8 protein-coding genes are annotated in these 14889 nt (G+C 71.0%); 5 read left to right on the top strand and 3 right to left on the bottom strand.

The genetic code is table 11. The features are described from left to right. Positions 1–11 precede the first annotated feature (11 nt). The 5 genes from AB0B76_RS57505 (at position 12) to AB0B76_RS57525 (ending at position 10117) form a co-directional block, all read left to right on the top strand. Positions 12–3938, top strand: coding sequence for an amino acid adenylation domain-containing protein (locus tag AB0B76_RS57505; RefSeq protein ID WP_360394492.1), 3927 nt, complete (start codon positions 12–14; stop codon positions 3936–3938). 701 nt (positions 3939–4639) lie between these two features. Further along, positions 4640–5656 carry a 4-hydroxyphenylpyruvate dioxygenase gene (gene hppD, locus AB0B76_RS57510; protein ID WP_360394495.1) on the top strand — a complete coding sequence of 339 codons (1017 nt, stop codon included), beginning with the start codon at positions 4640–4642 and terminating at the stop codon, positions 5654–5656. Beyond that, complete coding sequence (locus AB0B76_RS57515) at positions 5653–8208, top strand: aminotransferase class I/II-fold pyridoxal phosphate-dependent enzyme (protein WP_360394498.1); 2556 nt, start codon at positions 5653–5655, stop codon at positions 8206–8208. Before hppD ends, AB0B76_RS57515 begins: the two co-directional genes overlap by 4 nt. A 37-nt stretch (positions 8209–8245) precedes the next feature. After that, the gene (locus tag AB0B76_RS57520; RefSeq protein ID WP_360394500.1) at positions 8246–8944 is read left to right on the top strand and encodes a response regulator transcription factor; all 699 of its coding nucleotides are present in this window, start codon (positions 8246–8248) and stop codon (positions 8942–8944) included. A 177-nt stretch (positions 8945–9121) separates the two neighbouring features. Then, a complete protein-coding gene (locus AB0B76_RS57525) occupies positions 9122–10117 on the top strand; it encodes a helix-turn-helix domain-containing protein (RefSeq protein WP_360394503.1) in 996 nt (331 codons plus the stop codon). Positions 10118–10155: 38 nt separating this feature from the next. Here AB0B76_RS57525 and AB0B76_RS57530 read toward each other — a convergent pair whose 3' ends face one another. The 3 genes from AB0B76_RS57530 to AB0B76_RS57540 form a co-directional block, all read right to left on the bottom strand. Next, a complete protein-coding gene (locus tag AB0B76_RS57530) occupies positions 10156–11745 on the bottom strand; it encodes an MBL fold metallo-hydrolase (protein WP_360394505.1) in 1590 nt (529 codons plus the stop codon). A gap of 700 nt (positions 11746–12445) precedes the next feature. Continuing rightward, the gene (locus tag AB0B76_RS57535) at positions 12446–13243 is read right to left on the bottom strand and encodes an AfsR/SARP family transcriptional regulator (RefSeq protein WP_360394508.1); all 798 of its coding nucleotides are present in this window, start codon (positions 13241–13243) and stop codon (positions 12446–12448) included. A 687-nt stretch (positions 13244–13930) separates the two neighbouring features. Further along, on the bottom strand, positions 13931–14527 hold the full coding sequence (locus AB0B76_RS57540) for a nitroreductase (RefSeq protein ID WP_360394511.1): 597 nt from the start codon (positions 14525–14527) through the stop codon (positions 13931–13933). Positions 14528–14889: the final 362 nt, after the last annotated feature.

Consider the following 14889-nt stretch of genomic DNA (forward strand, 5'->3'; position numbering starts at 1 on the left):
AGGCGACGGTGATGGCGACTGCCGGGCTGGTGGATGCCGGGGTGGAGGTGGAGCCGCCGATCGGGGCGCCGCTGGGCAATGTGCAGGTGTATGTGCTGGATGCTGCGTTGCACCCTGTGCCGGTTGGTGTGCCGGGTGAGATGTACATCGGTGGTGTTGGTCTGGCCCGGGGGTATGTGGGACGTCCCGAGATGACCGCTGAGCGGTTCGTGGCTGGGCCGGGCGGTTCACGGTTGTACCGGTCCGGGGATGTTGCACGGTGGCGGGCCGACGGGGTGCTGGAGTTCGTCGGCCGTGCCGATGATCAGCTGAAGGTGCGCGGGTTCCGGGTCGAGCCGGGCGAGGTTGAGGCCACGCTCCGGGCGCTGCCGGGTGTGGTGGACGCCGTTGTGGTGGCGGAAGACGGGCGGCTCGTGGCGTATGTCGTACCGGCTCGAGGTGAGTCGCTTGCCGTTGAGGCGTTGCGACTCGGGGTGGGCGCACGGTTGCCGGAGTATATGGTGCCGTCGGTGTTCGTCGAGTTGACGTCGTTGCCGTTGAACCGGAACGGGAAGGTTGATCGGCAGGCGCTGGACGGGGTGCAGTTGCCGGTCGGGGGCGCATATGTGGCGCCGGTCGGGCCCGTGCAGGAAGTGCTGGCCGGGCTCTGGGGCGAACTGCTCGGGATCGACCGGGTCGGGGCGTCCGACGACTTCTTTGCGCTCGGTGGGCATTCGCTGCTCGCGACGCAGGTCGTGTCGCGGGTGCGGAGTGTGTTCGGGGTTGAGGTACCAGTCGCGGCCGTGTTCGATGCGCCCACCGTGGCCCGGCTCGCCGCGGTGATAGAAGGCTCCTCGGCCGGTCCCGCGGCGCCTCCGCTCGTGCCGGTGCCGCGCGACCGGGAGCTGCCGTTGTCGTTCGCACAGCAGCGGCTGTGGTTCCTGGCGCAGCTCGAGCCGGACTCGGTCGAGTACAACATGCCGTTCCGGATCCGGCTCGTCGGTGACCTGAACGTCGACGCGCTCGCGGCGGCGCTGCGCGGGCTGGTGGCACGGCACGAAGTCCTGCGCACGCGGCTGGTCGCCGGCCCGGACGGGGTGCCGGCGCAGGTCGTGGACGCGCCGGTCGACTTCGACCTGCCGGTGGTGGACCTGTCCGCCGGCGGCGTCGAGGAGTGGCTCGCCGCCGACGCGGTGGTGCCGTTCGACCTGGCCGCGGGCTGGCTGTGGCGGGCATCGCTGCTGCGGGCCGGCGATGACGAGCACATGCTCGCGCTGACGATGCACCACGCGGTCGGCGACGAATGGTCCGACGGCGTGCTGCGCCGTGAGCTCGAGGCCCTGTACGCGGGCGCCGAGCTGCCCCCGCTACCCGTGCAGTACGCCGACTACGCCGTGTGGCAGCGCGACTGGCTCACCGGCGACGTACTCGAAGAGCAGCTGGGCTTCTGGCGCACACGACTGACCGGCGCGCCCGTGCTGGACCTGCCGACCGACCACCCGCGCCCGGCCGTGCGCACCTCGGACGGGGCGATCATCGACTTCGCCGTGCCGGACGACATCGCCGAGCGACTCCACGATCTGTCCCGGGGCGCTGGCGCATCGATGTTCATGACGCTGTTCGGCGCCTACACACTACTGCTGCAGCGATACTCCGGTCAGGACGACATCGTCGTCGGCACACCCATCGCCAACCGCAACCGGGCCGAGATCGAGGGTCTGATCGGGTACTTCGTCAACACGCTGGTACTCCGCACGGACCTGTCCGGCGACCCGACCTTCGCCGAGCTGCTGACCCGGGTGCGCACGGGAACACTGGAGGCCTTCGCCCACCAGGACGTGCCGTTCGAGCGCCTCGTCGACGAGCTGGTCACGGACCGGGACCGCTCCCGGACTCCGCTGTTCCAGGTCCTCTACAACTACTTCGCCGCGGGCGACGCGGACGAGAACGACGGCGACGGCATCGACGGCCCCGCACGCGCCGCCCACGCCAAGTTCGACCTACGCCTGATCATGTCCGAACGCAGCGGCGGCCTGAAGGGCTCGCTGCACTACGCGACCAGACTGTTCGACGAGCCGACAATCCGCCGGATGATCACCCACTTCCAGCAACTGCTCGCAACGGTCGCCGGGAGCGCGGAACTCCATCTGTCCGAAGTGGACCTCGAGGCTGCTCAGCGGGACACCTGGAACGACACGGACGCGGACCTGCCTCAGGTCTCAGGCATCCATGAGCTGGTCCGGCCCTCGGACGCGACAGCGGTGGTTGCGGGTGGTGAGTCGTGGACGTTCGCCGAGGTCGTGAGCCGTTCGAACCGTCTGGCGCATTTGTTGCGTTCGGTGGGTGTGGGCCCGGAGTCGGTGGTGGGTCTGGCGACTGATTCGGGTGTCGACTTTGTGGTGTCGGTCCTGGCGGTGTGGGCGGCCGGCGGTGCGTATGTGACCCTGGATGGTTCTCAGCCGGCGCAGCGGTCGGCGTTTATGTTGGCTGAGGCTGGTGTGTCGGTCCTGGTCGGCACGGCCGACGTGATCGGTGACCTCCCGGTCGGCCGGTTGCGGACCGTGCTGTTGGATGATCCGCTGTTGCAGACTGTGCCGGACACGGCCCTGCGCACGGTGGTGTCGCATCTGGACCGGGTTGCGTACGTGATGTTCACGTCCGGTTCCACGGGTCGTCCCAAGGCTGTGCAGGTGACGCACCGCGGTCTGCTCAACTACGTCACGGGTGTGCCGTCCCGGTTGGGGATCGGTGAGCCGGGCCGGTCGTATGCGTTGTTGCAGCCGCCGACCACGGACTTCGGGAACACGATGTTGTTCACGGCGTTGACGACCGGTGGATGTCTGCATTTCGTGGACCCGGCGATCGTCACTGACCCGGACCTGGTCGACGCCTACCTGACCGACCATGCGATCGATTACGTGAAGATCGTGCCGTCGCATCTGCTGGGTCTGGGTGTGTCGCGGGTTCGGCCGGCTCGGGCGTTGATCCTGGGTGGTGAGGCGACGCCGGTTGAGGTGGCTCGGGAGTTGGCGGGTCGTGCGGCGAACCATTACGGGCCGACGGAGACGACGGTTGGTGTGGCGACCGTGCGGCTCACGGATGACGTGCTGCACGGCACGGTGGTGCCGATCGGTGCGCCGCTGCCGAACATCCGCCTGCATGTGCTGGACCGGTTCCTGCGGCCCGTGCCGGTCGGTGTGCGCGGCGAGCTGTACGTGGGTGGTGCAGGGCTGGCCCGTGGGTATCGGGGCCGCCCCGAACTGACCGCCGAACGGTTCGTCGCTGCCGAGGGCGGGTTGCGGCTGTATCGGACCGGGGATGTCGTCGTGCGCCGCCCGGATGGGCTGATTGCGTTCCTCGGGCGTGCCGACGATCAGGTGAAGGTCCGCGGGTATCGGATCGAGCCCGGTGAGGTCCAGGCGGCGCTGCTCGCGCACCCCGCTGTGGCCGCCGCGGTTGTGGTGGCTGATGGGCAGCGGCTGGTCGGCTATCTGGTCGCGGATGATGGGATGCCGTCCGTTGCCGATCTGCGGGCATTCCTCGCGGCACGGCTGCCGGAGCACATGATCCCGGCCGTGTTCGTTGAACTCACCGCGATCCCGCTCACCGCCAACGGGAAGCTCGACCGGGCGGCGCTGCCTGCACCCGATCAGAGCCGGCCTGAGCTTGACGGTGGGTTCGTGGCGCCGCGGACACCCGCCGAGGAGCAGCTCGCGGCGATCTGGAGTGACGTGCTCGGGGTTGAGCGGGTCGGCGTGCACGACAACTTCTTCGAGCTCGGCGGACACTCCCTGCTCGCGACCCAGGTGGTGACTCGCATTCGGGCGGTGTTCGATGTCGAGCTGCCCGTTGCGGCGCTCTTTGACACGCCGACGGTGGATGGACTCGCCGGGGTGGTCAAGCGGGCGATGGTCGGCACCGGTGGCGGCGACGAGGAGCTGGAGGAGTTCGAGCTCTGAGCGTCCGGCCCCGTCGTGGTGTGACCGAGCGGCGGGGCCCGCGGTGCCGGATTGCCGTGGAACCTGCCTGTTTGGTGGTCAGGCCGCAGGCATGCCTTGCGCCGTGCCCGATTTCGTGGCCAGGCCGCGCCGGCTCGCCGTGGACGCTGCACGGTCTCGTGGGCGTGCCGCAGGTTCCAGGTGCCGGCTCACCTTGGACCGTGCTCGGTGTCGTCGTCGGGCTGTGGGCTCGGGATGCCGGCTCGGTCCGTACCGTGCTCGGCCGTGCCGTGACGTCGCCAGACCGTTGGGGTCGTGGTGTCGGCCTGCCGCGGGCCCGGAGGTAAAGCTCCGCCGCAAACCTGGAGGTAAAGAAAGATCTGCCGCGGGCCTGAGGTAAAGCCCGCCGCGGGTCCGGAGGCGAAAGTCTGCCGCGGGCCTGAGGTAAAGCCCGCCGCGGGCCCGGGGGAGAAGTCCCGACCCGGCCGCGGGAGGCGTGCGAAAGCACGGTGCTGAGCCGAGTCCGGTGGGGGCGTGGGGCAGGGGTGGCGCGCCGATGGTGGCGCATTGCCGCTCCTTCGCCGCGGATGCGAGCCTGATCGCGCCATCAGACCGCGGACCCGGACCGCCACCGGTACGACGGCGGCGGAACGGCCGGCCGCGCATCGAGCGCGGCGACGGCCGAGCCGCCGCGGGCCGAACGAATCCCACGGGAGCAGTTCATGACCGTCCTGCGCATCGGTCACATCGAGCTCTACGCGACTGAGCGGGAAGAGCTCGTCGACTACTTCGTCTCCGCCCTCGACTTTGCTGACATGGCCCGGGCGCGATCGTCGCGCGCTGAGTCGTCTCTGCTGCAGCGCGGCGACGTGCGGCTGATCGTCACCGAAGGGGACGTCGCCGCTGAGTTTCTGGAACGGCACGGTGACGGTGTCGCCGACATCGCGTTCATCTGTGACGACGTTGCCGCGACCCGGGATCGGGCGCTCGCGGCGGGGGCACGGGCCGTCGGCGAGAACGCCGTTGCGGCGTTCGGCTCCGTTCGGCACAGTCTGCTGCCCGAGTCGACGCGGTACGCCCCCGCCAGCCTGCCCTGGACGCCGGCCGCGCGGGCGGCGCGTCGGGCCGACGCCGAACGGAGCCCGCACATCCGGGCGCTGGACCACATCGCGGTCGTACTCGACGCCGGCGACCTGCACGAGCGCGTCGAGCACTACATCGAGGCGTTCGGCTTCGAACGGTACTCCAGCGAATTCATCGAGGTCGGCAACCAGGCGATGGACTCGATCGTCGCCCGGAACCTGGCCGCCACCGCCACTTTCACGTTCCTGGAGCCGGTGACGAACCGCGAGGCCGGCCAGCTCGACGCGTTCCTCGACCGCAACGCGGGGCCGGGCGTGCAGCACCTGGCGTTCCTGGTCGACGAGATCGTGCCGGCCGTGCGCGACTTCCGCGACCGGGGCGTGGACTTCCTGACCACGCCGGGCGCCTACTACGACGCGCTCAGCGACCGGCTGCGCGAGATGTCGGTCGAGATCGCCGACCTGCGCGACACGAACGTGCTGGCCGACCGGGACGAGTGGGGATACCTGCTGCAGCTCTTCACACGGTCACCGCACTCCCGCAACACGCTGTTCTACGAGCTCATCCAGCGGCGCGGCGCACGCGGGTTCGGCAGCGCCAACATCCGTGCGCTGTACGAGGCCGTCGAACGGGAAGATCGGATCGTCGCGGAGTGACCGCGCTGACCCTCGCCGATCTGGCCGCCGAGGCGCGCCGGCGGCTCGACCCGGCGGTCTGGGACTTCATCGAGGGCGGCGCCGGCCAGGAGCGCACGCTGGCCGGGAACCGGGCCGCGTTCGAGCGCACGTGGCTGCGCCCGACCGTGCTCGCCGCCGCCGGGACGCCCCGGCTCGACACGACGATCCTGGGACGGCGCTGGGCCGTGCCGTTCGGGGTCGCACCGCTGGCGTACCAGACCCTGGCCCATCCCGACGGGGAACTCGCCACCGTGCGGGCCGCGGGCGCGGCCGGGGTGCCGGTCGTCGTCAGCACCTTCGCCGGGCGCACGTTCGAGGAGCTCGCGGAGGCTGCGGCGGCGCCGTTGTGGCTGCAGGTGTACTGCTTCCGCGACCGCGACACCACCACCGCCCTCGTGCGCCGGGCCGAGGCCGCGGGGTTCGACGCCCTCGTCGTCACCGCCGACACGCCGCACCTCGGGCGCCGGCTGCGCGACGAGCGCAACGGGTTCCGGCTGCCGCCGCACATCCGCCCGGCGAACCTGCCCGCGGGCGACTACGCGTCGCCGAGCGGGCACGCCCGGGCCGAGCTCGACCCCGGCCTGGACTGGGGCATCGTGGACTGGCTGCGCGGCATCACGTCGCTACCGGTCCTCGTCAAGGGCGTCCTCACCGGCGCCGACGCGGAGCGGGCGCTGACCGCCGGCGTCGACGGCATCATCGTGTCCAACCACGGCGGCCGGCAGCTCGACGGCGCGCCGCCGACCCTGGACGCGCTGCCCGAGGTGGCCGCGGCGACCCGGGGCAAGTGCCCGCTGCTGCTAGACGGCGGCGTACGCCACGGTGCCGACATCATCGCCGCCCGCGCCCTGGGCGCCGATGCCGTGCTCATCGGCCGGCCCGTGCTGCACGGGCTCGCGGCCGGCGCGCAGGACGGGGTGGCGCGGATGCTGGAGATCCTGCGCGAGGAGACCATGGACGCCATGACCCTGGCGGGCCTGTCTGACCTCGACACCGCCGGCCCTGACACCGTGACGACCACCGCCCCGCCCGAGCCGACCGTGCGGCACGGGGATGAGTCGCATCCCAGCACGGTCGTCGAGCCTGTGCTCGCCGTGCCGCACGGGGATGAGTCGCAATCCGGCACGGTCGTCGTGCCTAAGGCGGCTGTGGGGCACGGGGATGAGTCGTACACCGGCACGGTCGTTGTGCCCGAGGTGGCTGTGCGGCACGGGGATGAGTCGCAACCCGGCACGGTCGTCCGGCCTGCGCCGGCCGTGCTGCGCCGGGCCGAGCTGCATCCCAGCCTGTCCGACCCGCTCATGGACACGATGAACTTTCTCAACGAGATCGCCCTGCGCCACCCGGACGCGATCTCGTTCGCGCCCGGCCGGCCGCACGACAAGTTCTTCAACACCGAGGACATCGTCGCCCACGTGCGGCGTTACCTGGTACACCTGCAGGAACAGGGCCGGTCGCCCGAGCAGATCCGGTCGGTGATGTACCAGTACGGGCCGACCGCCGGGCAGATCCGCGAGATCATCGCCGGGTCACTGCACGCCGACGAGGGCATCGACGTGCCGCCCGAGTCGATCGTCGTCACCGTCGGCGCGCAGGAGGCGATGCTGCTCGTGGTCCGGGCCCTCATCAGCGGGCCCCGGGACGTGCTGCTCGTGTCCAGCCCCTGCTACGTCGGCATCAGCGGCGCCGCGCGCATCCTCGACGTCGACGTCGTGCCCGTCGTCGAGCGGCCCGCGGGCCTGGAGCCGGCCGACGTCGCCGCCGCGATCGAGGCGCAGCTGGCGCTGGGCCGGCGGCCGCGGGCGTTCTACGTCATCCCGGACCATTCCAATCCGGCCGGGACCACTGTGCCGCTGGCGGCGCGGCGCGCGTTGCTGGAGCTTGCGGCACGGTACGACATCCTCATCATCGAGGACAGCCCGTATCGCCTGGTGAGCCCGGGCGCCCAGCTGCCGACCCTGAAGGCCCTGGACTCCGCGCGGCGGGTCGTGCACCTCGGCTCGTTCTCCAAGACCGTGTTCCCCGGCGCCCGCGTCGGCTTCGTCGTGGCCGACCAGGCGGTCGAGGGCGGCGGGCTCCTCGCCGACGAGCTCGCGAAGATCAAGAGTATGGTCACCGTGAACACGTCGCCGCTGAGTCAGGCGGCCGTCGCCGGTGCGCTGCTGTCGGCCGGGGGGCGGGTCACCGACCTCAACGCGGCCCCGGCCGAGCACTACGGCGAGTCGATGCGGCTCGTGCTGGAGCAGCTCGACCGGCGGCTGCCCGCCGCCCGGCGCGAGGCCCTGGGGGTGTCCTGGAACCGGCCCACCGGCGGCTTCTTCCTCAGCGCCACCGTGCCCTTCGTCGCCGACAACGCCGCCCTCGCACGGTCGGCCGAACGGTTCGCCGTGCTGTGGACGCCGATGTCGTACTTCTACCCGGGCGGCGGCGGCGATCGGGCCATCCGGCTCTCGACCAGCTATTTGACGCCTGAAGAGATCGAGGAGGGCATCGGACGCCTGGCGCGGTTCATCGAGTCGGAGGCGGCCTGAGCGGAGTGCGCCGCCGGGCTCGTTACTCTGGAGGCCGGTGGTGCACGGACCGGCGAAGGAGCGCGGCGGCATGGTCAAGGTGCTGATCGTCGACGACCACGAGGTCGTCCGGCAGGGCCTGCGGTTCATGCTGGCCCAGGAGCCCGGCCTCGAGGTCGTGGGCGAGGCCGCCGACGGCACGGCCGCGCTCGCCGAGATCCGCCGCACGCGCCCGGACGTGGTGCTGCTCGACATGGTCATGCCCGGGCTGGACGGGCTCGGGGTACTGCACGCGCTGCGCGGCGAGGAGCACCGACCGGGGGTCATCGTCCTGACGTCGTACTCCGACGAGCACAAAGCGATCGAGGCAGTGCGCGCCGGCGCTTTGTCGTACCTGCCCAAGACCACGACCGCCGACCGGGTCATCGAGGCCGTGCGGGCCGCGGCCACCGGCGGCAGCGTGCTCACCCCGAACGTCGCCGCCGCGCTCGTGCGGCGGTGGCGCGAACAGGACCGCGACGGGCCGCTCGAGCGGCTCTCCGCCCGGGAGCGCGACGTGCTCGTCGAGCTGTCCCGGGGCCGCTCCAACCGGGAGATCGCGCGCTCGCTGTCGCTGGGGGAGCAGACCGTGAAGTCGCACGTGTCGAGCATTCTGATGAAGCTCGACCTTCAGGACCGCACCCAGGCCGCCATCTTCGGGCTCCAGCACGGCCTGGTGCCGCTCGGGGACGCGCTGCGCGACCCGTCCGGCGACTGAGCGGCGCTGCCGAATCGGACGGCATTCAAGTCCGCTTTTACCGATCGGGATCGTATCGATGCGTCAGGTGGCCGTCTACCATGGGCGAGTGGGCGGCGGGCGTCCAACAGCGTCGGCGACGCAGTTGGACACAGCCACCCGGTTCGGCCAAGGAAGAACGAGCTTCGGGGAGCCGCCTTGGAACAGCCGCCGTTTCTGCAGTTGCTGCCCGGACATCGAGCGCCGGACGACACCGGCCCGACCGAGCTGTCCGAGCCCGAATGGTTACCGGTCCGCTCGTTACGCCCCGCCGACACGCCCCGGCAGCTCGGCGAGGACGTCGAGCACACGCAGATGCTGGCCCGCATCGACGCCCGCTTCCCGCCGATTATCGTGCACCGTCCCACGATGCGGGTCATCGACGGGATGCACCGGCTGGGGGCCGCGGTCCTGCGCGGCGACGAGCTCATCGAGGTCCGCTTCTTCGACGGTAACGAGCAGGAGGCGTTCGTCCTCGCCGTGCAGAGCAACATCGCGCACGGGCTGCCGCTGTCGCTCGCCGATCGCTCCCGGGCCGCCGAGCGGATCATCGCCGCCGCGCCCGGCTGGTCCGACCGGGCCATCGCCGCCGCCGCCGGGCTCGGCGCCCGCACGGTCGCCAACATCCGGCGCCGCCTGCGGATCCAGTCCGACAGTGAGGTACGGGCCCGCACCGGCCGCGACGGCCGTGTGCGCCCCCTCGACGGCGCCGGGGGCCGGCTCCGGGCCGCGCACATCATTCGCGAGCGGCCCGGTGCGTCGCTACGCGAGGTGGCCCGGGAGGCCGGGGTCTCACCGTCGACCGTCCGCGACGTCCGGCGCCGCCTGGAGGGGGGCGAGGATCCGGTGCCGCCGGCCCGTCAGCAGCGCAACGCGAAGGCGGGCCGCCCGGCGGTGACGTCGCCGGACGGCCCGGATCTCGCCGCGATGCTGCAGGGCCTGCAGAACGATCCGGCGCTGCGCTTCAGCGACTCGGGCCGGCAGCTGCTGCGCTGGATACTCTCGCGGGCCATCCACTCGGAGGAGCGGCTCGAGGTCATGGACAAGGTGCCGCCGCACTGCACGTACCTCATCGCCAACGTCGCCCGCTCGTGCGCCGACGAATGGCTGCGGCTGGCGGATCGCCTGGAACGCGAGGGCATCGGTACCGATTGAGGGCCGGCGGATCCCGCCGGCCCTCGACCAACGGTGTGCTACCAGCGCCACTCGCGCTGGTTGAACAGGTGCTCGGCGGTGATGCCGTTGTCGGTGCACCAGCCGATGAACTCGTCGATCTGCTTGAGCTGGTACGTGTCCTCGGTGTACGTCGTCGCCATGACGTGCCCCTGCCAGCTCTCCTCGCCCATGGCGTAGATGTAGGCCTCGTCGGCGTCGAGCTCGCGCATGATGTCGGCCGCCTGCTTGGCGTTGGAGCCGGACAGCTTGCGGGAGTCGCTCATCTTCTTCGTCACCGGGCGGGTCAGCAGCCCCTGGTACAGCCACGTCAGCGGGGCGCCGTCGCACTCCATGCCGAGGAACGCCATGTCCACCTTGCCGAGGTGGCCCTTGATGTAGCGGTACAACACCGGGTCGATGCCGGACGAGTCGGCCCCGATGAACGCGGTGGCACCGGCGAGCTGCACCAGGAACGTGGACTTCGCCCGGATGTCGAGGTCGGAGTGCTCGCCCAGGAACGGTGTGGCGACGATCCGGCCGCCCGCGAAGGGTACCTCGTCGAAGTCGTCGACCTCGATGACGTTGAAGCCGATCGCCTTGAGGTACAGGCCGATCGACGGGTCGCACAGGTTCCCTCGCGACGAGCGGGGCACGACGACGGCGCCGATCCGGCTGCGCAGGGCGATCAGTGTCTCGAGGACGATGTGGTCCTGGTGGCCGTGGGTGATGAGGACGTAGTCGATGCGGTCGGGCAGGTCGTCGATGGTGTAGCGGTCGCCGTGCCGGTTGTCGGTGCTGATGAACGGGTCCGTGACGATGGCGACGTCCGGCGTCTGCAGGACCAGGCAGGCGTGGCCGAAGTACCGGATCCGCCCGCCGTTTTCGATGTGCCGGTCGGGGGAGAGGCTGGGCGCGTCGGACAGCAGCGTGGCGAGCTGGGCGGCCTGGGCGTCGTTGAGCTCGAGCGCTTCCCGCAGCCGGCCGAGGGTGGTCGGTGCGGTGCGCGCGGCGAACAGGGTGTCGAGGCCGGGGTGGTCGAAGTGCAGCGGCAGGTCGAGGACGCCGGGCATGGGCAGCCGCGGGGTGCTCAGGATGAACGGGCGCTCGACCCCCGTGTCGAGGGACAGCTGGACCGACTGCCGCCCGCGGTCGTACACCGGGCTGGTGTAGACGAGCGGTTCGATGTACCGCATCGAGGCCTGGTTGTTCGTGTCGTACGCCAGCTCGACGAGGCCGTTGAGCGCCGCCGGGAGCTTGGGGTAGAAGGGCGTCAGGTCGAAGCCGCTGGCCTGCTGCTCGAGCATGGCCTCGGCCTCGGCGACCGCGGCGGCGAAGGCGAGCATGTCGGCGCGGTCGCGTTTGATGCCGTCGAGCAGTTCGGCGACCTCGTTGCTGCGGGACTCCTCGATGTTCACGAAGTAGCCGCCGCGCAGCGCCGGATTGTTGCTGGCGGCCAGGTGCACCTGCGGGTTCTGTACGTACGACTCGAGCAGCGGCACCTGCAGGTTGGCCAGGTTCATCGACGCCTGGACCGGCGCGACGATGTGCATCCAGGCGAAGAATCGATCGACCAGCGGCTCGATGATGGCGTTGGATCGCAGGAACACCGGCTCGTCGGGCAAGCCCATGGTGGGCTCCCTCCATCTCGGGAACGGTCGGCCCGCACGGCGGGACGCGGAAACGCGCAGCGGTCCGGCCGCCGCGAGAGTCATGATGCCGCTGCCACGACCATGTGCGGCACCTCGTCGGGGGCCGGTCTAGCGGCTCACGATCGGCGCGCCAACGCCGCTCCACCCCGGCCGTCCAACTGCCGCGCGCCGCGCAGTTGGACCGTGCCCGCGCATGCCCGTGCTGAGCCATGCCGGCGGTGTCCGTGCGCGCCATGCCGTTGTCCATGTGCTGCGCCGTGCCGTGCAACGCTGTGCCGTGCAACGCGACGCCGTCCCGCGCCTTGCTACACCGTGCCGCGTGGCGCCGTCTAACTGCGCGCGTGCCGTGCAATGCGGCTAATTGCGCGCGTGCCGTGTTTACGCCGTGCCGTGCCGTGCCGTTTAACTGCGTGCCCAGCCGTGCCGTTTAACTGCGTGCCGTGCCGTGCCGTGCCGTGCCGTGCCGTGCCGTGCCGTGCCGTTAACCTGCGCGCGTGCCGTGCCGTGCGCACCGTGCCGTGCGTGCCCGTGCTACGTCGTGCCCCCCCGGGCGTGCCCGTGGTGCGACGCTGTGTGCTGTGCCTCGGCCGTTCCAAACCGTGCCGGTTGCGGCATGCTGGCGCCCGGCTGGCGTGGAATGCACAACCGGGCGACGGCGGTGTGAGGATCGGTACGCGGCTCAGCAGATGGGAATCTGGGTCGTGCGCAGTCGCGCCGGCGCGGTGATGTCGGCGGGCGCCGTGTGGTTGAGCACGGCGCGGTGGAGGTGCTGCAGCTCGGCGCCGGGCTCGATACCGAGGGTGTCGCGAAGCCGGCGGCGGAAATGTGCATAGTGCTGCAGGGCCTCGGTCTGACGGCCGGAGGCGTACAGGGCGTGCATGAGCTGGGCTCGGAAGAGCTCGTGGTACGGGTGGTTGGCAACGGTCTTGTGCAGCTCGGAGATGATGCTGCGCGCGTGGCCGAGGGTGATCTCGGTGTCGAACAGCTCCTCGTAGGCGGTGATCCGCTCGTTGTTGAGGATCGTGGCCTGCTGCGTGATCGTGTCGCCCGGGATGCCGGTCAATGCGTTGCCCCGCCAGAGGCCGAGGGCCCGTCGCAAGTTGGTCGCGGCGGCCTGGAGTTCACCGGTCTCGGCGTGTACGCCGGCGTCGCAGATGTGCTGGTGGAAGTGGTGCAGGTCGATGGTGTCGGGATCGGCGTGCAGGGCGTAGCTGTCGATGTTCGTCTGCAACGTGACGTCGGGAATGGGTTTGAGCAGTTGCCGGAGGCGGTAGATATAGGACTGAATGGTGGTCTGGGCCGTGGCGGGCGGCCGGTGGTCCCAGGTGTAGCGGATGAGCTGGTCGGTCGTGACGTCGTGGTTGGGGTTGAGCAGTAAGGCGGCGAGCACGGCGCGCTGCTTGGGCGCGGTGATGCGAATATTCTGATCCGCGGTCCGGATCTCGAGGCTGCCAAGGATGGCGAAGTGCAAGGGCATCGAAGCTCCCGCTTTCAGTGTGGCCGAGGCGGCGTGGGCGCCGTGCATGGCGCGCGGGGCGTCAGCGGGAGTGGGCCGCACCGTCTGTTGTGTCGACGGCACGGCGCGGCCGCCGGGGTGTCCGGCGGTCGTGTGGTTGTTCTGCAGCGTCGGCGGCACCGTGCCCGTCCGGCGGGACGAGGTGCGCCGGTGATTGGTGTTTCCCCGTTGAGGTCCCCGTGATCTTTTCCTGTCGCCCGGAATCGTATCGATGGCTTTTTTCACCGTCCAGTACGACCGGTTCCGGTCCCCGGCGGCGGGGTGTGCGACTGCGTCGCATGCATCAGTCGGACACGCGCTGTACGTCCGCGCGCGTGCGGTGACTTGATGCCGGCGCCGCGCTCGGTGAGACTGCGAGTGGCCTGTGCAGTCCGGCGACCCGATCAGGCAGGCGACGGTGCCGGTCAGATGGGTGGGCCGCGCCGACGCTGCCGTCCACCTCCGGCACGGCCGGGGCCGTGTTGACCGTGCCGTCCCATCTCCTGTTCGGCCGCGGCCGTGTCGACCGTGCCGTCCCATCTCTCGCTCGGCCTGCGCTGCCATTGAGCTGGATGGGGTCGCGTCGATGGCGCCATTCGGCGGTCGGTTCGGGCCGACGTTGCCGGTAAGATGATCGGCTTGCGTCGATGGTGCTGCTCGGCGACCCGGTCAGGACGCGTCGACGGTCGCGTGATGCCGCAGCGCGGTGACCTTTTCGGCGACGTCCGGCAGTGTTCGCGGCGGCAGCAGCCGGCCGTTGATCGGGCTGCCGATGTACAGCCAGCCCAGCGCTCGCTCGTCCGGCCCCAGGCCCAGCAGCGCCCGTACCGCCGGCGAGTCCGTGTGTGAACCCGTGCGCCAGATGCTGCCGTACCCGCGCTCGTGCAACAGCAGCATCATTGCGTGACTCATCAGGCTCGTCGCCGCGAGCTGCTCCCACTCCGGCACGCGGTGCCCCGGCCGGGGCTGGAACACGAGCGTCGCCAGCAGTGGTGCGCGCAACGGCTTCGCGGCCGCGTCACCGGCCCGCTCGGCGTCGACGTCCGCGGCGAAACACTCGCCGAGCGCGTCGCGGCCCGCTCCGCGCACGAGTAACCAGCGCCACGGTCGCAGCTGCCCATGGTCGGGCGCGGTCGCCGCGATCGCGAGCAGTTCGGCGAACTCCCCGTTGTCGGGCGCGGGCTCGGTCAGCCGGTGCTGGCTGCGGCGAGTCAGCATCGCGGTCAGCACGTCCATGCCGGAGGACTCCCGTCGGTCGATGTCCACGCCGAGGCCGGTCGCGATGGATGCGGGCGGCCGACGCCTGGCACCAGCGGGGGCCGGCCCGGCAAAGCACGGTCAGCCGCCCGACAACCAGGCCGCCCGAGCCTGGCATCGCCCGCGCCGGCCCGGCAACGCACGGCCAGCGGCCCGACAACCGGGTACCACCGGCGCGCCACGTCCCAGAGGTCTGCCACGATCGCGCTGCCCGGCCAACCGGCAACGCACGCACGGCACGGCGTAGCGGGCTCGCCTGGCTGGTGCACGGCACGGGCACGCACGGCACGGCACGGGGCGCGCACGGCACGGGGCGCGCACGGCACGGGGCGCGCACGGCACGGCACGCGACGTGTACTGGCTGAGCGTGC

Source organism: Dactylosporangium sp. NPDC049140 (assembly GCF_040648435.1).

Coding starts and splice junctions, on each gene's coding strand:
- hppD (WP_360394495.1), top strand. CDS start 4,640: ATGACCGTCCTGCGCATCGGTCACATCGAGCTCTACGCGACTGAGCGG.
- AB0B76_RS57505 (WP_360394492.1), top strand. CDS start 12: ATGGCGACTGCCGGGCTGGTGGATGCCGGGGTGGAGGTGGAGCCGCCG.
- AB0B76_RS57535 (WP_360394508.1), bottom strand. CDS start 13,243: ATGCCCTTGCACTTCGCCATCCTTGGCAGCCTCGAGATCCGGACCGCG.
- AB0B76_RS57530 (WP_360394505.1), bottom strand. CDS start 11,745: ATGGGCTTGCCCGACGAGCCGGTGTTCCTGCGATCCAACGCCATCATC.